The sequence below is a fragment of the Streptomyces sp. NPDC006326 genome (assembly GCF_040612915.1).
GTDB lineage: Bacteria > Actinomycetota > Actinomycetes > Streptomycetales > Streptomycetaceae > Streptomyces.
The window spans coordinates 46931-69436 of record NZ_JBEXRC010000015.1; the positions used below are offsets into that span (position 1 = coordinate 46931).

Annotated in this window: 13 protein-coding genes and 3 pseudogenes; 10 read left to right on the forward strand and 6 right to left on the reverse strand. The window is 70.5% G+C overall.

The window, feature by feature from the left end:
- Nucleotides 1–6: 6 nt before the first annotated feature.
- On the reverse strand, nucleotides 7–1068 hold the full coding sequence (locus ABZ128_RS14655) for a ferredoxin reductase (RefSeq protein ID WP_356848505.1): 1062 nt from the start codon (nucleotides 1066–1068) through the stop codon (nucleotides 7–9).
- Between the two features lie 86 nt (nucleotides 1069–1154).
- On the opposite strand from ABZ128_RS14655, the pseudogene ABZ128_RS14660 reads away from it, so the two are divergent.
- The 7 genes and pseudogenes from ABZ128_RS14660 to ABZ128_RS14690 form a co-directional block, all read left to right on the forward strand.
- Nucleotides 1155–2293 (forward strand): annotated as a pseudogene (locus ABZ128_RS14660) (helix-turn-helix domain-containing protein).
- Nucleotides 2294–3811: 1518 nt separating this feature from the next.
- Nucleotides 3812–4379 (forward strand): annotated as a pseudogene (locus ABZ128_RS14665) (PP2C family protein-serine/threonine phosphatase); the annotation flags it as partial.
- Between the two features lie 347 nt (nucleotides 4380–4726).
- Complete coding sequence (locus ABZ128_RS14670; protein ID WP_134068503.1) at nucleotides 4727–4930, forward strand: cold-shock protein; 204 nt, start codon at nucleotides 4727–4729, stop codon at nucleotides 4928–4930.
- Between the two features lie 366 nt (nucleotides 4931–5296).
- Entirely contained in the window at nucleotides 5297–6787 is a 1491-nt protein-coding gene (locus ABZ128_RS14675) for a DEAD/DEAH box helicase (RefSeq protein WP_356848507.1), read from the forward strand.
- A 46-nt stretch (nucleotides 6788–6833) separates the two neighbouring features.
- Nucleotides 6834–7238, forward strand: a complete 405-nt coding sequence (locus ABZ128_RS14680; protein WP_356848508.1) for a CBS domain-containing protein — start codon at nucleotides 6834–6836, stop codon at nucleotides 7236–7238.
- A gap of 61 nt (nucleotides 7239–7299) precedes the next feature.
- The gene (locus ABZ128_RS14685; protein WP_356848509.1) at nucleotides 7300–7644 is read left to right on the forward strand and encodes an SCO5918 family protein; all 345 of its coding nucleotides are present in this window, start codon (nucleotides 7300–7302) and stop codon (nucleotides 7642–7644) included.
- Between the two features lie 83 nt (nucleotides 7645–7727).
- Nucleotides 7728–7994: pseudogene (locus tag ABZ128_RS14690) on the forward strand (PRC-barrel domain containing protein); the annotation flags it as partial.
- A 67-nt stretch (nucleotides 7995–8061) separates the two neighbouring features.
- On the opposite strand, the gene ABZ128_RS14695 reads toward ABZ128_RS14690, so the two are convergent.
- A complete protein-coding gene (locus ABZ128_RS14695; RefSeq protein WP_356848577.1) occupies nucleotides 8062–8718 on the reverse strand; it encodes a hemolysin III family protein in 657 nt (218 codons plus the stop codon).
- Between the two features lie 345 nt (nucleotides 8719–9063).
- Here ABZ128_RS14695 and ABZ128_RS14700 point away from each other — a divergent pair, with 345 nt between their 5' ends.
- Nucleotides 9064–9624 carry a hypothetical protein gene (locus tag ABZ128_RS14700; protein ID WP_356848511.1) on the forward strand — a complete coding sequence of 187 codons (561 nt, stop codon included), beginning with the start codon at nucleotides 9064–9066 and terminating at the stop codon, nucleotides 9622–9624.
- A gap of 632 nt (nucleotides 9625–10256) precedes the next feature.
- Here the strand turns inward: ABZ128_RS14700 and ABZ128_RS14705 are convergent.
- From ABZ128_RS14705 to ABZ128_RS14720, 4 genes are all read right to left on the reverse strand, one after another.
- Nucleotides 10257–15368: a caspase family protein gene (locus ABZ128_RS14705; protein ID WP_356848512.1), complete on the reverse strand. Its 5112-nt coding sequence runs from the start codon at nucleotides 15366–15368 to the stop codon at nucleotides 10257–10259.
- Nucleotides 15365–15721, reverse strand: coding sequence for a hypothetical protein (locus tag ABZ128_RS14710; protein WP_356848514.1), 357 nt, complete (start codon nucleotides 15719–15721; stop codon nucleotides 15365–15367). Before ABZ128_RS14710 ends, ABZ128_RS14705 begins: the two co-directional genes overlap by 4 nt.
- 506 nt (nucleotides 15722–16227) lie before the next feature.
- A complete protein-coding gene (locus ABZ128_RS14715) occupies nucleotides 16228–16953 on the reverse strand; it encodes a PaeR7I family type II restriction endonuclease (protein WP_356848515.1) in 726 nt (241 codons plus the stop codon).
- Nucleotides 16954–16964: 11 nt separating this feature from the next.
- The gene (locus ABZ128_RS14720; RefSeq protein WP_356848517.1) at nucleotides 16965–18641 is read right to left on the reverse strand and encodes an Eco57I restriction-modification methylase domain-containing protein; all 1677 of its coding nucleotides are present in this window, start codon (nucleotides 18639–18641) and stop codon (nucleotides 16965–16967) included.
- 210 nt (nucleotides 18642–18851) lie between these two features.
- Here ABZ128_RS14720 and ABZ128_RS14725 point away from each other — a divergent pair, with 210 nt between their 5' ends.
- Both ABZ128_RS14725 and ABZ128_RS14730 read left to right on the forward strand, forming a co-directional pair.
- A complete protein-coding gene (locus ABZ128_RS14725) occupies nucleotides 18852–20687 on the forward strand; it encodes a fatty acyl-AMP ligase (protein WP_356848518.1) in 1836 nt (611 codons plus the stop codon).
- Nucleotides 20681–22501: an acyl-CoA dehydrogenase gene (locus tag ABZ128_RS14730; RefSeq protein WP_356848519.1), complete on the forward strand. Its 1821-nt coding sequence runs from the start codon at nucleotides 20681–20683 to the stop codon at nucleotides 22499–22501. The genes ABZ128_RS14725 and ABZ128_RS14730 overlap by 7 nt, the downstream gene beginning before the upstream one ends.
- Nucleotides 22502–22506: the final 5 nt, after the last annotated feature.

Sequence of the window (22506 nt, forward strand, 5' to 3'; positions counted from 1 at the left end):
GTGCTCCTACCGTTCGATGTCGCAGGGGCCCGCCGCGGCGGACACGCAGGTCTGGATGAGGACGCCCGGCTCGGCTTCGGTGATCTCACCGGTGCGCAGGTCGCGTACGGCGCCCGCCTTGAGCGGCGTGACGCAGCCGAAGCAGATGCCCATGCGGCACCCGGACGGCATGAGTACGCCGGCCTCCTCGCCGACGTCCAGCAACGGCGTGGCGCCGTCCGCGTCGACGGTCTTGCCGGTGGTGCTGAACGTGACCTCGCCGCCGTCGCCGTCGCCGGCGACGACGACGCTGGGGCGGAAGCGTTCGGTGTGCAGGCGCTCCGGGACGCCGTGCTCGCGCCAGTGATCTTCGGCGGCGTCGAGCAGGCCCGCGGGCCCGCAAGCCCAGGTCTCGCGCTCGGCCCAGTCGGGCACGAGTTCGCCGAGCCGCGCGATGTCGAGCATGCCGTCCGTGTCGGTGTGCAGCTCGGTGAGCCGCAGCTTCCTGTCCGCGACCAGGTCGTGCAGATCCTTGCGGAAGATCACGTCGTGCGGCCGTGGCGCGGAGTGGACCAGGACGACGTCGTCGAACTCGGTGTCGCGCAGCATGCCCATCACGGGCGTGATGCCGCTGCCGGCCGTCAGGAAGAGCACCTTGGCGGGCTTGGCCTCCGGCAGCACGAAGTCACCGGTCGCCTGGTCGAGCTGGATCAGTGTGCCCGGCTTCGCCCTGCGGACCAGGTGGTTGCTGACCTTGCCGTCCGGGATCGCCTTCACGGTGATCGTGACGCGGCCGTCCCGGCGGTTCGTCGGCGAGGTGAGCGAGTAGGCACGCCACAGTCGCACCCCGTCGACGTCGACCCCGATCCGCACGTACTGACCGGCCGTGTGACCGCGCCAGCCCCGTCCCGGCCTGATCACGATAGTCGCGGCGTCACCCGTCTCGGGGTGCACGGCCTCGATGCGCCCACGCAGGTCAGCGCCCGCACGCAGCGGGCTGACCAGGTCGAGGTAGTCCGACGGCAGCAGCGGCGTCGTCACCATCTCCAGCAGTTTCCACGCCCTGCTGCGGAGGGCTGTACTCGTCATGACCCCAGCTTGCTGCGCTTCAGAGGGTAAAGTCCTGTCCGCAGGACGTGAAAATGATCGGCTGGATTGTTCGCGAGGAACAAAAAGTGGGGCATGCAGTCCGGAGGGCCGGCGAACTGGTCCTGGATGAGACGACGGTCACCGCGCTTCGGGCCGCGCTGAAGACCACCGCCGACGAGGTCGTCCAGGGATCATCGACGAGGTCCCTCCCTATGCCAACGCCCTCTCGGGCAGCATGGGTGGCACCATCCGCCGAGCCGTCCGCACCGCCCTGGGGCACTACCTGGACCTCGCGAGCGGGAACGCCTCAGGCGGCGACGGCGGTGACGCGGCCTACGAGCTGGGCCGCGGCGAGGTCCGTGACGGCCGTTCGATGGACGCCCTGCTCAGCGCCTACCGCGTCGGCGCCCGCGTGGCCTGGCGATGCCTGGCAGCGGGTGCCGTACCCGCAGGTCTGCCCGCTGCCGAGGTCGCCAAGTTCGCCGAGCTGACCTTCGCCTACATCGACGAGCTCTCCGCCGCGAGCGCCGCGGGCCACGCCGACGAACTGGCCGCCCGGGGCCGGGCACACGAGCGTCACCTGGAACAACTGGCCCGCGACCTCCTCGCCGGCGCGAGCCCGGACGTGCTGCTCGTCTCTGCGCAACGGGCCGGGTGGCAGCCGCCGGCTTCGCTGACCGCGGTCCTGCTGCCCGCCGCCCAGGCCCGGCCGGCCTACCGCGCGCTCGACCCGGGCACCCTTGTCCTCGACGATCTGCCGGACGCCTCCGGCGTGCTGCTCGTCCCCGACGCCGACCGAGCACATCTCCTGAGGCAGCTGCCCGACCGCACCGCCGTGGTCGGCCCGGCCCGGCCATGGACGCGCGCGTCCGCCTCGTACGCACGAGCCGTGCGCGCGCGCTCCCTCTCCCCTGATATTCGCGACACCGAGGAACACCTGCCCGAGCTGGTTCTGAGCGCCGACGCGGACGCGTTCGCAGACCTGCGTGCCCGAGCCCTCGCACCGTTGCAGAGCCTGCCTGTCGCGACCGCGCGACGGCTCGAGGAGACGTTGCGGGCGTGGCTGCTGCACCAGGGCAGGCGGAGCGAGATGGCGGCGTCGTTGTTCGTCCACCCCCAGACCGTCCGGTACCGGATGTCGCAACTGCGGGAGCTGTTTCCGGATCTCGGGTCGCCGCACCGGGTCCTTGAACTGACGCTCGCGGTCGGCCTTCGGGTCAGCTGACGCGTTCTTGGGCCGTCCACGACCGCGTCCGCGAGCAGGGCAGTCGCAACTTCCGGCACTGCCTGGATCGTCCGCGCCTGGTACTCCAGCCGCCGTTCTCCATTACCGATGGTCAACGGCTTGCGTGGGGGGAGTTTGGTGGGCTGGGGTGCGGGGCTGTCTTCGCGGACCGTCCCGGGAAGGCCCACGCCGCATGTAGTGACAGTTCCGGGCGTGTGCTTGGTGGCGGCGGCGCCACCTCGACCAGTTCACCGCGACGCGCGCGTGGTGAAGGCCGGCTGTGGGGTTCACCTGCCGGCCGACGACGGACTTCCGCCGGGGTGAGGTCCACGAGGTCGCGTCCGGTTTGGCGATGCTGCGGCGGGCCAGCCGTCGAGGCGTCCCGCCTTCGCGCCGGGGTCGGCGGACGGACGCTGCCACGCTTCGGGCGGGCCCGGGCGATGAGGTGGTAGATGGCGGGCCGTGGACCTGCTGGGACTGTGTTGGTGACGAGCTCAGAGACGACCAGGACCACGTTGTCGCATGCCTCTTCCGAGACTGGGGGCCGCAGACAGCCCAGGAAAGGCCGGGCGCTCGCTCGGGCGTCGCCTGTGGAGGCCGTGGAGGGGGCTGTCGAGACGGTGATGCGCATGGTGTCCGCAGGTGCGATCGGAACCTCGATGCCGAGTGCGCCCATGGGGTCCCTCTGGCTGCTCTGAGCCGTACATGCCGGCCTTGCCCTGTCGACCCTTGTGCCCCGAGTCGGGGTGTTCACCCTGCGGTGTCTGTCCGGTTACCCCGCTGTTCGAGGTCGTTACCTCTTGGTCGAACGTGCGGAAATCTATCTCGGCTGAAGTAGACATTCAGCAGCGTGGTGGTTATGGTTTCTCTCGTAACGCAGAGAGACCGCAGGGCCTGGCAGAGACGAACTGCCGGGCAGCAGTACCCGTAGTTGCAGTGCGCAGGACGGTGCGGTGGTGGAGTGTCGAAGCCAGGGCAGTTGCAGGACGGCGACGGGACTGACGACCGGACCGGGTGGCCCGCAGTGATCAGGGGCCGCCGTGAGCAGTACCGCAGTTGACGCAGTGGCAGTACCCAGTAAGTGCAGTTCGCAGTACCAGCAGTGAGAGCAGTACCCGCGTTACAGCAGTTCGCAGTTCCCGTTTGGTAGTGATTGATCCAGAGGGAAGAACGGAGGAACAAGGCGCCATCAGGATCGCCCGGACGCCACGCGAGTCCGGGTGCCGCAGGGCATCGATAGTGAGGTGGTCTCCGGTCACGCATCCGCGATCCCGCACTCCCGACAGCGTGTCAGTCGGGTCGGCGGAAACAGAAGGCCGGCGCAGTACCAGGGCCGGCAGATGGTGTAGCAGTTCCTTCGGGGCCCGGGAGCCACATGCTCCCGGGCCCCTCCACGCGTTCCGCGGAGAGGTGAAACGACAGCAGCCGCCCCGCCGGCCCGCCCGGCGGTCACTTGGACGACGACGACAATCTGTCCCCGCGTACACGATGGTGCCGAGCAGCTCGGCGGCCCGGCCCTTCGACTACGTGGTCGACCGGGACACCGTCCGGCTGTCCGTCAGCGATGCCATGGGCCACGACGTCGCCGCCTCCTTGCTGGCCACCCTCGTGGTGGGCGCCCTGCGCCGGGTCCGGCGGGCGGGCGAGAGCCTCCAAGAACGGGCCCGACAGGCCGACCTGGCCATGCGCGAGCACGGCCGCGAGGGGTATGTGACCGGTCAGCTGCTGCGGATCAGCCTGCTCGACGGCGCCACCGAGTTCATCAACGCCGGGCACCCCTGGCCGCTGCGGATGCGCGACGGTCCGGAAATCGATTTGCCGTTCGGCATCCTCAGCCGCGTGACTATCGGGTGCAGTCACTGGACCTGCGGCCCGGCGACCGACTGGCGTCTGTCATCCCCGGGAAGCCGAGCGCACCCTCGTCGGGGCGATCGTCGATGTCGGTGACGGGCATCTGGAGGACGACGCGACCGTCATGTGCCTGGACTGGCACGGCACGGCCCCGACCCAGCGGGGCGCCGCCGCCGGCGCCACCCTCACCGACGCCTCACTCCCGGCAACCTCAGGGACCAGTCCCGAACGGTGATCCGCTCAACCGCGCCTCTACGGCGAGAGCTCGGCTGGTTCGGTCTCGTGCATTCGTTCCGTGCGGGGAAAATCTGTGGCCGCTAGGTGAGGATTTGCCGCGCATAAAGCTGAGGGTTTTTATCGCCGGGGACTGAGTAGAATAACCTTACGTGCGGGGGTCGATCCGGCGTGCTACTGTCGATCTCAGTTGCAGTCTTGGTTCGCAAAAATTCAAGCGCTTCCCTTGTGGCGTTCTCGCCCGCCGGATGCGCTCTGTATTTCCGCCGATATTCCGGTCGGGGCAATCATCGCGGCGACTCCGGAACTGCACAGTGCATTCCGGGCACTGCCCCAAAGGAGATCAATATGGCATCTGGCACCGTGAAGTGGTTCAACGCGGAAAAGGGCTTCGGCTTCATCGAGCAGGAGGGCGGCGGCGCTGACGTCTTCGCTCACTACTCGAACATCGCCTCCTCCGGCTTCCGCGAGCTTCAGGAAGGCCAGAAGGTGAACTTCGACGTCACGCAGGGCCAGAAGGGCCCGCAGGCCGAGAACATCGTTCCCGCCTGACGCTGACGCGTATACGTAGCTGGGGCCCGCACCTTGGGGTGCGGGCCCCAGCTCGTTGCTTTTCCCCCTCACACTCCACGTCGCATCCCGACGTTTCAGCGTGAGCGGCGGGCAGCGGCGCCTCGCGCCGACCCGCTCCACCGTCCGGCCCGGCGGATCCGTTCTCACACAGCGCCCGCCCCGCCCCTGTCGCCTGTAAGTCGTCCGCCGCTCACCCGGCCTCCTTGACGCACTGTGCGGCACTATCTCCGCAAGCCCTGTCCGCTCTTCTCGCGGCACGGCTCTGCACCCGTCTTTCTTCGGCCGTTCTCGCGAATACCCGTCATGGGAATTCCTCGATACGTGCCGCATCGAGGAAGGTTCCCCATGGACCGCAGCACTCGCACGAACGACCGCTATTCCCACACCCGCACCGGCGGCCAGAGCGGTTCCCCCCGCACGGGCCGTACCGGCGCTCCCGCCCGTTCCGGCTTCTCCGCCCGTTCGGGCTATGGCGGCCGCCGTCCCGCCGCGGTGCAGGGCGAGTTCGCCCTGCCGAAGACGATCACTCCGGCGCTGCCCGCGGTCGAGGCCTTCGCGGACCTGGACATGCCCGCCCCGCTGCTGGCCGCTCTGGACACCGAAGGGATGAAGGTCCCGTTCCCGATCCAGGGCGCGACCCTGCCCAACACCCTCGCCGGCCGCGATGTCCTGGGCCGCGGCCGCACCGGCTCCGGCAAGACCCTCGCCTTCGGTCTGGCCCTGCTGGCCCGTACGGCGGGGCAGCGAGCCGAGCCCGGGCAGCCGCTGGCCCTCATCCTCGTTCCCACCCGCGAGCTCGCCCAGCAGGTCACTACGGCGCTGACCCCCTACGCCCGCGCGGTGAAGCTGCGCCTGGCGACGGTGGTGGGCGGTATGCCCATCGGCCGCCAGGCCAACGCGCTGAGGAACGCTGCGGAGGTCGTCGTCGCCACCCCCGGCCGGCTGAAGGACCTCATCGACCGTGGTGACTGCCGCCTGAATCAGGTCGCGATCACCGTCCTGGACGAGGCCGACCAGATGGCCGACATGGGCTTCATGCCGCAGGTCACGGCCCTGCTGGACCAGGTACGGCCCGAGGGGCAGCGGATGCTGTTCTCCGCCACCCTGGACCGGAATGTGGACCTGCTGGTCCGCCGCTACCTCACCGACCCCGTCGTCCACTCCGTCGACCCCTCGGCCGGCGCGGTCACGACGATGGAGCACCACGTCCTGCACATCCACGGCGCCGACAAACAGCGGATAGCGACGGAGATCGCGGCGCGCGACGGCCGCGTGATCATGTTCCTCGACACCAAGCACGCAGTCGACCGCCTGACAGAACACCTGCTCAGCAACGGCGTACGGGCCGCCGCGCTGCACGGCGGCAAGTCTCAGCCCCAGCGGACCCGCACCCTGACCCAGTTCAAAACCGGCCACGTCACCGTGCTGGTCGCGACCAACGTCGCCGCGCGCGGCATCCACGTCGACAACCTCGACCTCGTCGTCAACGTCGACCCGCCGACCGACCACAAGGACTACCTGCACCGCGGCGGCCGCACCGCCCGGGCGGGCGAGTCCGGCAGCGTCGTCACCCTGGTCATGTCCCATCAGCGTCGAGAGATGACGCGTCTGATGGCGGCCGCGGGCATCACCGCGCTCACCACCCAGGTCCGCTCCGGCGAGGAAGCCCTGAACCGGATCACCGGCGCCCAGACTCCCTCCGGCATCCCGGTCGTCATCACCACACCGGTCGCCGAACGGCGCGCACGCAGCGCCCCCTCCCGCGGCCGACGCAGCCCCGCCTCCGGCGCCCGGCGCGTAGCGGTGCGACAGTCCGCCTTCGATGCGGCGGCCTGAGAGCCCATTGATTCGGAAACTGACCCACCTCTGCAGGAGGCACGTGTTGACGCTGGTCCAGATGCAGCCCCGCCCGACGAACGCCAATCCCGCGCCCCGTACGGTGGACACCGCGATGGAGGCGGCCGCTCCGCAGGTCTGTGACGACATGACGGTCGAAGTGGCCCTGGCCGTCATGTCCAGTGCCCGCACGGACCTTCTGCTCGTCTGCGACGAGGACGGCCTCTGTAGCGGGCTGGTCACCCAGGCCCAGCTCACCGCCCTCCGGGACACCGCCGCATACACGGACCACGTCCGTCTGCGCGCTGTCCTCGGGGACCGCGGGCCGTTCACCTCGACCAGGACCACGATGGCCGAGGCCCAACACGCCATGCGCTACCGCGGCCTCGACGCCCTGCCCGTCGTCGACGATCAGGGAAGCGCTCTGGGCATCCTCGTGCTCGCACGCTGAACCGCCTCACCGCCTCACCGCGGCGCCACCGCTCCCCGTCCATTTCTCCATGTGAGGCCTCATGCGCTGTGTCATCGCCCGCTTCCCGTTCGAACTCACCAAGAGCGGCGTCTTGGAAACGATGAAGGGCGTCAAGCCTGAGAAGGCCCTCGGAGCGTCGGTGATCGTAGGCCGCCGCACGTACCCGGTCAAGCAGGTCGGGCAGGTGGTCACCCGCCAGGACCGCCGCGATTTCAGTGCTGTCGAAGTCACGCGAGCCATGACCCAGCTCGGCTTCACCTGCCGCGAGCAGCGGGAGGACACGGTCTCCACGCATCACCTCAGACCGCTCCAACAGGCCTCCGCGGTGCTCGGCGTCCCGGTGGCCGTCGCCGCTGAACTCGTCGCGGATCTCGGCAGGATCTGAGGCACCCACGAGTCTGGGCTGCACAGCAACAGCTGTGCAGCCCAGACTCGTGTCGAGCTCGTACCGCGAGGAGGGGGCCGGCGGGGCACGTGGACCGCCGGCAAGATCAGCCCGGCATGCAGCACCTGGTGGTCGACACCGGCGTGTGGGTGTTCGGAAAGAGCATCCTGATCCCGGCCGGCGCCGTCACCGCCATCGACACCGAGGCCGGGACGGTGAAAGTCGCACCGACCCGGGAAGAGATCAATGCCGCTCCCCGGTTCACCACCGACAGCGAAACAGCCGACCACCGCTACCTGTCCGCGGTCGGCAACTCCTACCTCTCACTGCGCCACCCGCTCGCACCGTGACCCGAAGCCGGTCGGCAGCTCGCCCGCCCGGTACAGCGGACGGGCGGGCCTCAGCAGATGGTCGTGGTCAGTGGGCTGCGAGCGCGATGGCGATGTAATGCGTGGTGAAGGCCGCCACAGTCAGGGCGTGAAACACCTCGTGGTAGCCGAACCAGCGGGGTGATGGGTCGGGGCGCTGGAGAGCGTAGACGACCGCGCCCGCGCTGTAGAGGAGCCCGCCGGTCACGATCAAGGTGAGTACGGCCACCCCGCCGCGGTGCAGGAAGTCAGACAAGTAACGCACCGGTGCCCAGCCCAGGGCCAGGTAGCAGGGGGTGTACAGCCAGCGGGGAGCTCCGACCCACAGGACACGGAAGGCGATACCTGCCAGAGCGCCCATCCACACGATCCATAGGAGCACGGATCGCTGGTCAGAGGAGAGGAGGAGCACGGCTAGCGGGGTGCAGGTGCCGGCGATGATCAGAAAGATGTTGGCGTGGTCGAGGCGGCGCAGAACGGCCTCGCCGAGGGGGCCCCACGTGCCGAGGTGGTAGACGGCGCTCGTCCCGAACAGCAGCCAGGCGGTGAAGCCGTACACGGTGCAAGCCAAGGCTGTCTGGGGTGTGCCTGCCTGGCAGATGAGGACGATGCCCGCAGCCAGCGATGCGGGGACCATCCCGGCGTGAAGCCAGCCTCGAAGCTTCGGCTTGATCGGCTCCGCCAGGTCGGCCGCCCGTTCGACCAACTCGGCAACCGGATGGGAGTTCTCGCGTCCGACAACCGTTGGTGCGGACGAAACGCGGCCGGATCGGGCGTCGTCTCGGGACACTGCTTCTCTTCCTGACTCGAACTGCTGGGCATCACTGGCAACCACGTGCTCATGCTAGGAGCCTGCCCGGAGAGGCATTGCCGGAGGTCTGCTGCAGCTCGCCGGGAACTGTCGGGCGCGGCTGCTTCAACCGCCTCATGGTTCCGTCCCCGTTGTCTTCCGCCAAACCGGGGCCGTGGAACTCGTGTAATTCGGCGGGCCATGGGAACGATCAGAGCTTCCGAATGAGCCTCTCCGCTCTCCTACGCTCAAGGACCGCCGATGCTTCCCGAGTTCAGCTCCCACGCGTCCGCCCCCCTTTCCCATCAGCTGGAACAGCGGCTGGGACTGGACCCCCGCCTCGAGGCCGGCCGAATCGACGTGGAGCGTGTCGCGGACATCGCCGTCGTCGCATCGGCTCACTCCGACGGGTACGCGGCCACCGCGCATCTCCTCGGACTCCTGGCCGCGCTCCCCGCTCCCACCGAGGCAGGGGAGCACTTCTGGTCGGACTTGTGGAGGTCTTCGGGGTCCCTCTACCTGCTGCCCGCCAACATCAAGGACCATGTCCTGAGTTCGCTGGCAGGCGAAGGCACTGGTCTGGCCGGACAGATCCTCTCGGCCGTCGACGAGATGACCCCGCCCCAGCGCATCGCAGCGGGGGAGGTCATCGGCCAGGCGCTCTCCGAGTCCGACCACCTCCCCGACCTCAAAACGCAGGTCATCGGCGAGCTATGGCTCCGGGACCTCGAACTCACCGCCTGGCGGGTCCTGCACGCGGACCACAAATCAGCGGATCCGGCACGGCGAGAGGCCTTTCTCGACGCGTGGACGAGTATCTGATCGGCACGCGCCGAAGACAGTCTTAGTCAGCCGTTGTGCAGGCCAGAAGTTTGCCGCCGCGGCTCACCTTCTCTGGCGCGGACTGACGTTGATCTGCTGGGTGGGCCACGGGGAGTCTGTGGCGCCGGCAGGGTGGTGGTGCCCCGAGGGCGACCGACTTCGTCTCGTCCGGCGATGCATGCCTTGGCCGTGGCGAGCTCGTCCCTGTCCGTCGCGGACCGCGCTGACGATCCGTTCGATCAGTGCCTCTGGACGGGTGTCGATCACCGCCGAGGGGTTGATGTGGGTAACTGACGACACTGTCATGCCGTGGGCCGGAGGCTGCGTTCCAGCGCGGCGGCGGTCCGCATCTGTTTCGCCGGTGATTCGCCGTGGTGCGGCAACACCCCTCGGCTGGTGTCGATGCCTGGCGCGAGCAGCATCCACCTTTCTGCAACGCACGCTGCCGCACCCCGGCACCGCCAGCCTGCGCCCGCCCGTGACACGTTGGCGGAAGAATCGTTAAATCAATCGCCGCCGAACACATGCACCCCTCTCCTCCCCGACATTGAAGTGGCGCTGCCGGTGGCGTGCCGGCGCACAGACCCGTTTCGGGCGTGGGGCCCTCCCAAGGGAAAGGGCCCTACGCGGCTTCACGGCTGGGACCCGGACTTCGGCCTTGGCGCGGGGGGCTTGCGCAGGCCGAGGCGGGTTTGCACGTCATAGTTGTCGCCGACCGCGCGGGAGCAGACCCGGTTGAAGCCGCCCACGCTGTGCCCGCGGACGGTCAGTAGGAGGTTGGCCGCCTGGAGGATCTGATCCCTTCGGCCGCGCATCAGGGTGCGGGGGAACGGGTTGGCGTTGTGCACGTAGCGGGCGGCCAGGGTGACGGCGCGGCCCCGCTCGAACTTGATCACGATGGACTCGTTGCCGTGGGCCTCCTGCAGCAGGCGGCAGGCGTCGAAGCAGTCGTAGGCGCGGCGGGCGTGCGCGGCGGCCGTCCGGGCGGTGTCGGAGGTGGGGTCGAGGGGCCTTCCCTCGCCCTGCTCCCACCGCTCCACCACGTCACGTGCCCGGTCCAGGTAGAGCTTGCCCAGGCCGTCCAGCAGCTGGACGCTGGTGAAGTCGGTGAGCAGCAGCTCGCCGACGAACTCCGAGCTGTACTGCCCCATGTCCTGGTCGGCGGGGGTGGCGGGGGCCGGGGAATCCATGTCAGTGGCTGTCTCGGCGGACTCCGGGGCGGCCGGTGCCTCGTTCTCGTTCCCGAGGTAGTCGGTGAAGAGGCTGGAAAGTGAGTTGTCCCCGGAGTCGCCGCCCTTGACAGTGATGCGCACCAGGTCGCTCAGCCGAGAAGGGCTGTGTTCCTCCCCGTAATGGCGGCGGTCCAGGAAACGGCCGATGGTGCCGGCGTAGTCTCCGCCGACCACCGACTCGAACGCTTCGTCGATGGGCTGCCACAGCACCGGCTGGTTGAGCTGCAGCGCGACCCGCGCTCCGAGGACCGCGGCCAGGCTGAAGCGGCTGTCGCGGCCCATGACGGAGTTGAGGTGCTCGTGGGCCGCCGCGAGCCGGTCCTGCGCCTGAGCGGAGCTACGGTTCGTGGCGTACGTGACCTCCGCCAGCATGGCCTCGGCCGCGGACAGCCGGGCCATCCGGCGGACCTCGCCGTTGGGGGCGGTGCGGGCCAGGTGCTCGTAGAGCTCGATCGCCTTCTCGTAGCTCCAAACGTACCGGTGGAAGGCTGCCTCAGCCGAGATCAGCTGCGCGTTGCCGGGCCAGAGGCGGGACGCGTCCTTGAAGAGGGCGAGAACGGGGCTGTTGTCGACGACGGGCACCTTGGTGCGCGGCCCAGGGCCTCTGCCCTCCTTGCGCTGCTGCCGGGCGACGTTGTACTCCAAGATGCCCGTCCAGCGGCGGTATTCGCGCTCCAGCCGGGTCTCCATCACGCACAGCTCGATCGACGGACCGTAGCGGTGGCGGTGGTCCCGCAGCTTGCGGCTGCGCTCGCCGTAGATCCGCTCGATCTCCCGCTGCTGGGTCTCCGGCGGCGCCATCAGCAAGTCCTTGCCGGGTGCCTGGGCGGCGCCACGCAGGCTGCCCTGGGAGGACCAGTCGGAATCCAGGCAGGCCAGGTCGAGCATGCCGTGGGGGCGGGAGTGGTCGTTCTCCTGCGACAACCAGCTACGGACGGCCCGGACGCACATCTTGCGGCGCCGCTCCGCCGCCTCGCCGGCCTCACCGGTCCGCGCCGTGGTCCCCCAGATGTCCATGACCTGCCACAGCCACACCGAGTAGGCGAACGGGCTGGGCGCCAGCTCGACGGCGGCCAGGGCACGGTCCGCCGCCCTGGTCTGCCGGGCGCGCGCGGCGCCGTGCTTCTGACTGTCACGCAGGGCGCGCGCCAGGAAGCCGTAGCACTGGGCCAGCGCGCTCAGGACGGCCGCGGTGTCCTGGTCGTGCAGGGAGGGCTGCGGGGCGTCCGGATCGCGCGGGGCGGGCAGTTCGCGGGGGGTGCGGTCGCCGAGATCGTACCGGTCGAGCAGGGGGAGCCGCTCCAGGAGGGTCACCGCCTCTTGGGCACCACGCCGTGTGGTCTCCGGATCCGAGTACCAGGCGTGGACCTTCCGCAGGAAGCGTGCCACGGCCACACAGAGGGTGGGCGGCCAGGTCCGCCGGTCGCCCCAGCACGCGTCCAGGGCGTCCATCACCAGGGAGCGGGTCTCGTCGAGCTCCTCGTCGTCGGTGCTCTGGTGCAGCAGGAGCACGGCCGCATCGAGCAGGCGCATCGACCACAGGGAGAGCGGCTCGTGCTGCTCGTGGGTGATCCGCAGCCCGGCGATCGCGTTCCTCACCACCTGGACCAGCTCCCGGCGGCACTCCGCCGGGTCGGTCAGCAGGCGGCTACGGGCGCGGGAGACACGGCTGTTCATCTGCAGGTGCGCCTGGATGTTGCGCGGGTTGTCGTCCTGCCGGAGCGTCTCGGTCACCAGCAGGTGCACCCGGTCGACGAGGTTCTCGGCCTCATCGAGCCGGTTGGCGTCGATCAGCGCCTCGGCGGTGTTGAGCAGCCAGGAGACGGCCAGGGTGACCCGGCCGGCCTGCCCGGGGCCCCGCTCCAGGGCGCCGTCGTACACCAGGTCGGTGGCCCGCATCCGTACCGCGAGGAGCCGGACCGTCAGGCCGAGCCGCTTGCCGGTGAACTCGAGCGAGGTGTCGACGGAACGCAGCAGGGTGTGCGGGATTTGCCCCGGCCGACAGGCGGCCAGGGCGGTGGCGACCTCCTCGGCGGCCGCCATGAACCTTTCACCCCGCTCGGCGACCGCGCCCTCCAGACGGGCGGCGAAGGTGAGGGTGGCCACCGAGTGGTAGAGCTGGAAGAGCGGGTGGAGCGTGGGGGCGGGGTCCTCGGCCGTGGGCGGGACCGGCTCGGCGGCGGGCGTGGGCCGGGGCTCGGCGGACTTGGTGGGGGTGCCCTCGGTGGTCTCCTCCTGCTCGGGGAGCGGGGCCTCCTTCGAGCCGGGCAGGTACAGCGCGTCACCCTTGGGGGCGACGACCAGATCGCAGACCACTTCGTGCAGCGCCGGCAGCCGCTTCTCGGCGTCGTCCTCGATCCAGCCCAGGGCGGTGCGCAGTCGGGCCTGGAAGACGCTGTCGGCCTGTTCGTCATCCTTGTCAAGCGCGGTGGCGGCGGTGGGGAAGAGGACGCTCGCCGCAGCGGCGAGGCGGCGGTCGAGATCGCCAGTCTCGGTCAGCCCCGGTGGGATCAGGAGCTTCACGCGTTTCCGGGCGAGCACAGGACGTGTGAACGGATCATAGTCGGGGCCGGTGAGCGCCGTCAGGAGCAAGGTCCTCAGGGCATGTTCGCTCGCCTGGCCGATGGTGAGGGAGCCCGAGGTGTCGGCGGACAGAACCCGGGAGTCCAAGAGCATCTTCAGGATCCTGCTCGGGAAGGCGACCGCCGGGTCCTCCAGCACCTGGCGAGGCAGTGACAGCCGGTCGGCGAGGCTCCACACCGCGAGCAGGGCGAGCGGTTCCGGCGTGACCGGCTGCTCGCCGGGCGGAGCGAAGGAGCAGCCCAGTTCCGAGAGGATGAGGGCCAGGTTCGGGGTGGTGCCCTCCACCAGTGCGGTGGCCACGGTCTCCGGGTCGGGAGTCGGGGTGCCGGATGCGGATCCGGTGACGGAATCCTTTGTGGTGCGGTACCCGTTGGCGCCGCGGTAGAGCTCACCCGGCAGCCGCAGCCGTCCATCCTCGATATGACGGAGAACGCTCGCGCCGTCAACGGTGACCTGCTCCGAGGCCAGGAGCTTGGTGAGGAATTCGCCTGCCTCGTCGTCCGTCAGCTCGGCCAGCGGAATCGGGGCCTTCTGGGTCAGTTGTTGCTCTCCCTCGACCTCGACGGGCACCCGCGAGATGACGATGTTCGCCGTGTCGCGGAAATAGGGGTGGGCGAGGAGCCCGTCGAGTTCGTCGCTGATTCGCTCGGAGTCGTAGCCGAGGCGGCCGCAGTCGATGACCAGGAGCAGGGTGTGGCCGCGGGCGTGCTCCCGCAACCGGTCGATGACCAGTTGACGACGCGGGTCGGCGGCCCCGGCCGCAGCGTGGTCGACGTCCTGCAGGCTGACCTGGAGCGCATCGGCGAGAGCACCGAGGACCGGGGACTCGGCGCTGGGGTTGGGGATGATCATCTCCATCAGCAGCCAGGGCTGTCCGGGCGGTGCGGCCTCCTCGATGCCGGGCGAAGAGAGTAACTGGCGGACGAACGCCGACTTGCCCGCGTACCGCGGACCGTGCACGGGCAGCACCACCCGCTGTCCGAACCTCCGGCGGGCATCGTCGAGTTCCAGGTCCCGTCCTGTGAAGTCCGGCACGGCGGTGGGCCACGCGCGGAAGCCGTCCGGGCGCGGAACCGCCGCCGAGCCCTGCGCGGAGCCTGGCCGGCCGGCCGGAGACGTGTAGACGTGCGGGACGGGCGGCGGCGCCACGTGCCTGCGGTTGCGAAGCCAGGGGCGGTCCGCCCAGGTGGCGGCGGACTGCTGGGGCTGCTGGAGGGTGGCGCCGTCGGCGTCGGGGGAGTCCTTCAGAATGCCGCCGACCGTGTCGAAGACCCACTGGGCGGACAGGCTCGGACGGTTCTCCGCGACCCCTTCGAGAGCGGTGAGCAGCGCGCCGGTGAAGAAGGTGGTCTCCTTGCCGGAGTCGCCGAGTGCCGTCTGGTACTTCGCGGAGGCGGACATCACGAACCAGCCCCGCTCGGCGTCGGCGTTCGATGCCTCAGCCGGCACGGATTCGATGGCGCCGCCGGAGAAGCAGCAGTCCAGGATGAGGAGTTTGCGTTCGGCCCGCAGTTCCTGCTCGGCGACGGTACGGAATATGTCGGGGACCGACACCATGGAGTTCTGCGGGGCCAGCACGTCGCCGGTGTCGTGCGGTGCCAGATAGAGCGTCTCGGTGCGGCGGTCGTAGTGGCCGTGGCCCGCGAAGTAGAGGACGTAGAGCCCGTCCGGCTTGCTGATCATGTAACTGGCGCCGATGGCATCCAGCATCTCGGCGCGGGTCATGTCCTTCTTGGCGTTCAGCCGCAGGCCACCCAGACCCCAGACGGCGGTGTCCGCGAACAGCTGCCCCAGCCGCTCGATGTTGGTGGCCGCGGCGGGCACCGGGGCGAACTGGCTCCGGGGGTAGGTAACACCACCGAGGAGCAGAGCGCTGGACAGGGAGGGAGTGACCTTCTCCTCGTCCGGATTTCCCTGGACCCTGCTCACTGCAGTTCCTTCAGGGCGGCGGCGACGTCCTTCGGCTCCCCCTCCACGGTGAGTTCGGTGCGGCGGGTACCGTCCGGGAGATCCGTCCGGACCACCTCGAACTTGAGCCCGCCGCGCCGCGGGCCGCGCAGGCGGTCGGTCACGTACTGCTGGAGGATCGCGAGCACCACCGGCAGCGCGACGTTCTCCCCAAGGAACTGCAGAACCTCGACGGCGCCCAGAGCGCCCTGCTCGACCCCGCCGGTGGTGCGGACCGTGCGCACGCCCTGATGCCTCAGGTCGTCCTTCACCGCCCGTTCCAGAGTGCCCAGTTCGTCGGCCAGACCGCCCTCGATACTCAGAAGAATGCGCATGAACTTCCCCCTACGTGCTGGCCCGGGGCGACTGGGATCGTCGTGACGGACCCGCCCCCTGCCGGTGTGCGAAGTCTCCTTCGCATCATAGGTGATGAGGGGTCAGGTAACGTCCGTGCCGACAGGAGGTTCCCCGGGCGGCAGGGGGCCGGGCTGCCATCCCCGGGTGCTGCCTGGGAGGGGCAGCCGGTGTGCCCCTCGGCGAGGTAGGCACGGCCAGGATCCGAGCCAGGTGCTCGCGCAGGTGGACGTCGGGGGAGAAGCCCAGCGAGCTCACGCGCTTCCAGACCCTCCTGTGCTGCCCGATCTGTCCCGCACCCCTGTAACCAGTCAGGTCTTCATACCCGGCGCCACCACGCTGTCCGTCTCCTGCAACGGGATTCCTCTACATCGCCGCCAGCCTCCGCCGGCGGATGGTGCTGGCCATCCAGCGCGGGTGCGTCTCGGGGAGTGCCATTCTGATCCAGGACGCCTGACCTGCGCGTCGGGGGGCCGGTGCGTGGGGGTCAGCCCGGGAAGCCCAGGGCCTTGAGGTAGGTGAGGCGGGCGGTTATGGCTGCCGAGAAGTGGCGCCAGTCGAGCTTGGTGACGGGTTCGTGCGGCTTCGGGTCGGCGGGGGACGAGGTGATGTAGCAGGCCGCGTCGTAGAGGCGCTCGGACAGGAGCCGCTGGCAGAAGACGCCGAAGCGCTCCTGGTACGACATGCCGTGCCAGATCCCCTCCACCGGCAGGGCGCCGCGGGACGGCTTGACCGGCCTGCGGGAGCCCGGCTCGTCCTGCATGATGAAGAAGTAGCCGAGCCAGGGTTCCTCGCCCGGGTACAGCTCGGCCAGGGCCGCGTGGCGCAGGTCGACGGCGCTGCCCAGTGCTTCCTCGACGCGGTTGTTGTAGTTGTTGCCGAACGACGGGCCGCCGAGGGCCTTCAGCTCGAAGGCGGCGACGAGGGTGTCCTGGTGGACGACGACGAGGTCCCACTGCTTCTGCGGCCGGTAGTAGCCGGGCAGTTCGAGGCCCTGGGACTTGGTGACGCGGATGCTTTCCGGCGGGTAGCCGGCGTCGAGGAAGAACTTCGACAGCAGGACGGCGATGGAGTCGAAGTGCTTGCCGCCGCGTACGGAACCTGCCGTGCCTGCACCCACGGCGGCCCTGATCGCCGACTGCTCCCTCTGGAGGTCCCTGGCCCCCCAGTACGCCGCGATGGCGTCCTCGAAGTCCTGGCGGGTGACCGTCACGATCCGTCCTCCTAGTCAGGCAGCTCGGCGAGCCCGTAGACACGCAAGGCGGCCTCGGTGGCAGCCTCCACGTCCCGCTCGGCGAAGGCCTCGGCCAGAGCGGCCCGGTCGCTCTCGCCGATGGACCCCGGGTCCGGGACGCGGATCTTCCGGAGGTACTGCGCCTGGAAGCGGAGGGTGCCCCCACGCATCTTGACCGCGTACGCCTCCACGAATGCCTCCGCGACCTTGGACAGCAACAGGCCACCGAGTACGCGCATGTCCCAGACGTCCGAGACGATGAAGTACAGGTTGTGGTGAGGGTACAGGCCACCCTCGTCGAGGACCGGATGGATCCTCAGCTTCATGTCCGGGAACAGCAGTTTGTGGCGACGGGTCAGTTGGTGGTCGACCTTGTCGATGGTCTTGTACCAGCGGTGCGGCTGTTTGACCGCGACGTAGCGCTTGCGCAGGGCCTCACCGTGCCGGCGGAAGTAGGCGGCCAGGCGCGGATAGGCATCGAGATCGACCAGTTCGCCGCCGGCCGTCCACGGGTTGACCAGGCGGGTGCCGTCCCAGTCGATCGTTCCGCTGGTGGTGTCGCGGACCATGGCCATGGGGAGCAGCCGGTCCTCCTCGACCAGGTCCTCGTCCCTGGTGAGGAAGATCTTGTCGGCGCCGGTGGCGATGCCGATGCCGACCTTGGTTCCCGTCCGGGTGTCCTCCAGGGGCCGGAAGCGTTCGGTGAGGTCCTCGAGGACGGCGAGCCTCGCCGGTGAGGCGGCCGGCCAGGAGTCCTCCTCCGGGAACCACTGGGGCATGCGGGCAGCCTGGAAGGAATCCGTGGTGACCGCCGGCTGCCGCCCGTCCGCGTACCAGTGGGCGAAGTCCCGCGCCTGCTCCGCCCCGAAGGACCGGTTCGCGTCCGCGACCACCGCTGTGGCCTGGGGCCCGTTCGAGATGACGGTGATCGCGGGATAGGCCGCAACCTGATCGTCGAAGGCGTCGACGTCGTGCATGACGAGGGCGAGGTCCATGCTGAAGTGCCCGGTCACCAGCTGCCGCAGCCGCCGGCCGTACTGGTTCCGCATCCAGCGGTCGGCGCAGATGAAGCCCAGCCGGCCGCCCCGGTTGAGGCTGCGCAGGGCCACCTCGTAGAACCCGATGTAGATGTCGGCGCGGCCACCCATCGTCGAACAGGCGCGGCGGTACGCCGCCATCCGGTCGTCGGGTACGTCTTCGAGCCGGATGTACGGAGGGTTGCCGACGACGTAGTCGGCGCGGTGCTCGGCGTCAGGCTGCAGCAGGTAGTCGCCCTGCTGCACCCATGCGGTGGCGATCCTCTGCGCATGCTCCGGCTCCCAGCCCTCTTGCTTCAGTGTCGCCGTGACCAGCGCCCGGCTGTCTTCCACATTGCGGCTCAGCAGATCGAAGGCGCGGACGGCGTCGACCGCATCCGTGACGGGGCGCCGGTGCGCCCGGCACGACGCACTGATCCGGGACGCGATGACGGTCAGGAACGCGCCACCGCCACACGCCGGCTCCACGAGCCTCAGATCGCAGAGGTCCTTGTCCGAGGTGTAGCCGAGGAGATCCAGGATGAGCTCGACCACCCAGGCACGCGTGAACACCTCGCCGTGTTCCACGGCCTCCTGGAGAGACGCGGGAAAGGAGAGGTCGTCGGTGCTGAACAGCGCGAGGTTTGCCACTGAAGGACAGTACCGCTCCTCCCTCATCAGCCCTGATGCCCTCCACACGGCGTGGTCGTTCGCTCACGCGATGGTGTCGGCCCCTGGTGTTCGGCTGCCTGATCCGCCGGGTGCGCCGGCGCGGCCGGGGCGAGGTGCGCTGTACAAGCGGTTCTTTAGAGGGGCGGTCGAGGATCGGTCGGGTTCTGTTAGCGGCGCGAGGGGGACGCGATGCCGGAGTTGACCGATGTGTTCGAACTGCCTTCCTTCACCGAGGCCCTGCGTGAGCAGGCGGGACGGCTGGGGGAGGCCGTTGCGCACGTCGAGATCGGGGAGCGGGCGGGGAGTTCACCGCGCCGGCTGACCTACGGCGAGCTGGACCGGCAGGCGCGCAGGATCGCCTCCCTGCTGCAAGAACGCGGGGCCGGGGGTGCGCCCGTGCTGCTGTTGTACGGCTCCACCACCGACTTCCTCACCGCCTACGCGGGCTGCCTGTACGCGGGGGCCGTCGCCGTGCCCGCGCCGTTGCCCGGGGCGGGGCCGCGGGGGCGGCGCAGCGACCGGGTCAGTGCGGTGCTCCGGGACACCGGCGCACGGTGGGTGCTGACCGAGGCCGCCGCCGCGCCGGAGGTGTCCCGGTGGCTCGCCGACTCGCTGACCGAGGGGGTGTCCTGCCTGGCCACCGACCTGCCCGGGCTGGGCGACGCCGAGGCCTGGCGGCCGGTGCGCACCAGACCGGAGGACCTGGCCTTCCTCCAGTACACCTCCGGGTCGGTCTCCGATCCGCGCGGGGTGATGGTCAGCCACCGGAACGTGATGGACAACCAGCGGCTGCTGCGGCAGGTGCTGCGGACCACCGCCGAGGACCGGTTCGGCAGCTGGCTCCCGCACTTCCACGACATGGGTTTCATCGCCCACCTGCTGCACCCCCTCCTGCTCGGCAGCTTCTCCGTCCAGATGTCCGCCACCGCCTTCGTGAAGCGTCCGCTGCGCTGGCTCCAGGCGATCGAGGAGTACGGGGTGAGCGTGGGCGGCGGGCCCAACTTCTGCTACGACCTGTGCGTCGAGCGGATCTCCGACGAGGACGTCGCCCGGCTCGACCTCTCCCGCTGGCGCCTCGCCCTCAACGGGGCCGAGCCGGTGCGCGCGAGCACCATGGACGCCTTCACCCGCCGCTTCGCCCCCGCCGGGCTGCGTGCCGAGGCGCCCTACCCCTGCTACGGGCTGGCCGAGGCGACCCTGCTGGTCTCCGCCGGGGCCCCCGGGGCGCTCTACACGGCGAGCGCCGTCGATGCGGCCGCCCTGGACGAGGGCCGGTTCGCCCCCGCGGGTCCGGTGCCGTCCGCGTACGCGCGCACGCTGACCGCCTGCGGCCCCGCCACCGGGTACGACCTGCGGATCGTCGACCCCGAGAGCCGCAGCGAGCTGCCGCCCGGCGCCGTCGGCGAGATCTGGCTGCGCGGCGACAGCGTCGCCCGGGGCTACTGGCGGCGCCCCGCCGAGACCGAGCGCACCTTCCGGGCCACGCTCGCCACCGGCGAGACCGGTTTCCTGCGCACCGGCGACCTCGGCGCCCTGGAGGACGGGCGGCTGTACGTCACCGGCCGGCTCAAGGAGCTGATCATCCTCAGCGGCCGCAACATCTACCCGCAGGACGTCGAGTGGACCGTGCGCGGTACGGCCCCCGCCCTCGGCGGCGGCGTCGGCGCGGCCTTCTCCGTGGACACCGGGGGCTCCGAGCAGCTCGTCGTCGTCCACGAGGTCAGGGCGTCCGACAGCGACGCCGCCGGCCTGCGGACGCTGGTGCGGCGGATCCAGGACCGGGTCGCGGCGGAGTTCGGCATTCCCGTGGGCAATGTGCTGCTGGTCCGGGCCGGGGCCATCGCCCGTACGACGAGCGGCAAGATCCAGCGCACCCTGATGCGGACGCTCTTCCTCCAGGGCGCGCTGCACGCCGACCACGAGGTGCTCGACCCCGCCGTGGCCGCCCTGGTCCGCTCCCGCGGCGCGGCGCTCGGCGAGGACCTGCTGCGGCCGGAGCCCGCGGGGGGCGGCGGCCGGTGGTGAACCGCCTGCTCGCCCGCGCCGACCGGGCCGTCCCCGCTCCGGCCCGTACCCCCGCCGCCGACCCCGCCCCCGCTCCGGCCCGTACCCCCGCCCCGGCCGGGCTTCCCGCCCGGGCCCGGGCGGCCGGGCTGGAGGCGGCCTTCGGCGACCCCGGGGACCCGGCCAACCCCCTCGGGTACGCCCGGCTGGTCGCCGCCGACCGGGCCGCCGAGCGCTTCACCCCCGGCGAGGAACTGCTCGACGCGCACCGGGTGTCCGCCGAGTTCGTGCCCGTCTCCCTCGGGGGGCGCCTCGCCTCGTACGAGGACCTCGTCGCCGTCCTGCGGCCGGTCTTCCGCCGGGACGTGGGCCTCGGCATGGGCTACGGGGTCATGAGCTGGATGGCCGCCTCCGACGTGTGGATGGCGGGCACCGAGCAGCAGCGCACCCAGCTGGCCGCGCTGCTCCTGGATGGCGGCAAGGCCGCCATCGCCCAGCACGAGACCGCGCACAGCAACGACTACGTACGCAGCCAGGTCTCGGCCCGCCCCGGCCCGGACGGCGGACTGCTGCTCGGCGGGGCCAAACCCGTCATCAACAACCTCGAACGGGCCCGTGCGCTGGTGCTGTTCTGCCGCACCGACCCGGAACCCGGGAGCGGCAGCCACTCGGCGCTGCTGCTCGACCCGGCCGCCCTCCCCGCGGACCGGGTCACCCTGCTGCCCCGCCACCTCGCCGTGGGCCTGCGCGGCTGCCGGTTCGCCGGGGTGGAGTTCGACTCCTGCCCGGTGCCCTCCTCCGCGCTGCTCGGCCCGCTCGGCAGCGGGGTCACCACCGCGCTGCGCTCCTTCCAGCTCAGCCGTACGGTCATCTCCGCCCTCGCGGTCGGAGCCGTCGACACCGTGCTGCGTACGGCCGTCGGCTTCCAGGCACAGCGCTCCATGGCCTTCAGCACGCACGGACCGGACACCGACCGGGCCTTCGCCGCCACCACCGGCGCCTTCGTCAACCTGCTGCTCTACGACAGCCTCGCGGTGGTGGCGCTGCGTGCGCTGCACCTGCTGCCCGAGCAGACCAGCGTCTACTCGGCCGCGCTCAAGTACCTGCTGCCCAAGGTGCTCACCGAGACGATGTACGACCTCTCGACGGTGCTCGGCTCGGCCATCTACACCTGCGAGGGCACGCTCGGCATCTTCCAGAAGCACGTCCGGGACGTACCGGTGCTCAGTCTCGGCCACGCCGGCTCCGCCGCCTGCCAGGCCACGGTCATCCCGCAGCTGTCCCGGCTCGCCGGGGACTCCTGGTTCCGGGAGGCGGAGCCGCCCGCGGCGCTGTTCCGGCCCTGGGACCCGCTGCCGCCGCTGCCGTCCGCCGGCCTGCTCAGCCTTGCCTCGGGCCGGGACGCCCTCAGCGCCTGCCTGCCGCTGATCGGCGCCGACATCACCGGCACCGACCCCGCCGTCCAGGCGCTGGCCGGGCTGGCCGGCGTACTCACCGGGGAGCTGCGCGACCTGCGCGACCGGGTCCGGGCCGCCGACCGCGACGGCTCCCGCCCCCTGCCCACCGCGGCCGGCTTCGCGCTGGTCGACCGGTACGCGCTGCTGCTGGCCGCGGCCGCCGTGGTCGGGGTCTGGCGGCACGCGGCCGACGGCGGGGACCCCTTCCTCGCCGACGCGTCCTGGGCGGCGGCCGCCCTGCACCGGGTGGCGCGGCGGCTGGGCGCACGGGTGCCCGCCCTGCCGCCCGGCTGCGAGGCCCGGATCCGGCACGAGACGCAGATCAGATACGGCGCCCAACACAGCTACGACCTCTACAACACACCCGTGTGCGGCTGACCGCC

Bases quoted from the DNA above. Each gene is read 5' to 3' on its own strand.
- ABZ128_RS14655 (WP_356848505.1), bottom strand. From the start codon at position 1,068: ATGACGAGTACAGCCCTCCGCAGCAGGGCGTGGAAACTGCTGGAGATG.
- ABZ128_RS14670 (WP_134068503.1), top strand. From the start codon at position 4,727: ATGGCATCTGGCACCGTGAAGTGGTTCAACGCGGAAAAGGGCTTCGGC.
- ABZ128_RS14675 (WP_356848507.1), top strand. From the start codon at position 5,297: ATGGACCGCAGCACTCGCACGAACGACCGCTATTCCCACACCCGCACC.
- ABZ128_RS14685 (WP_356848509.1), top strand. From the start codon at position 7,300: ATGCGCTGTGTCATCGCCCGCTTCCCGTTCGAACTCACCAAGAGCGGC.
- ABZ128_RS14700 (WP_356848511.1), top strand. From the start codon at position 9,064: ATGCTTCCCGAGTTCAGCTCCCACGCGTCCGCCCCCCTTTCCCATCAG.
- ABZ128_RS14710 (WP_356848514.1), bottom strand. From the start codon at position 15,721: ATGCGCATTCTTCTGAGTATCGAGGGCGGTCTGGCCGACGAACTGGGC.
- ABZ128_RS14725 (WP_356848518.1), top strand. From the start codon at position 18,852: ATGCCGGAGTTGACCGATGTGTTCGAACTGCCTTCCTTCACCGAGGCC.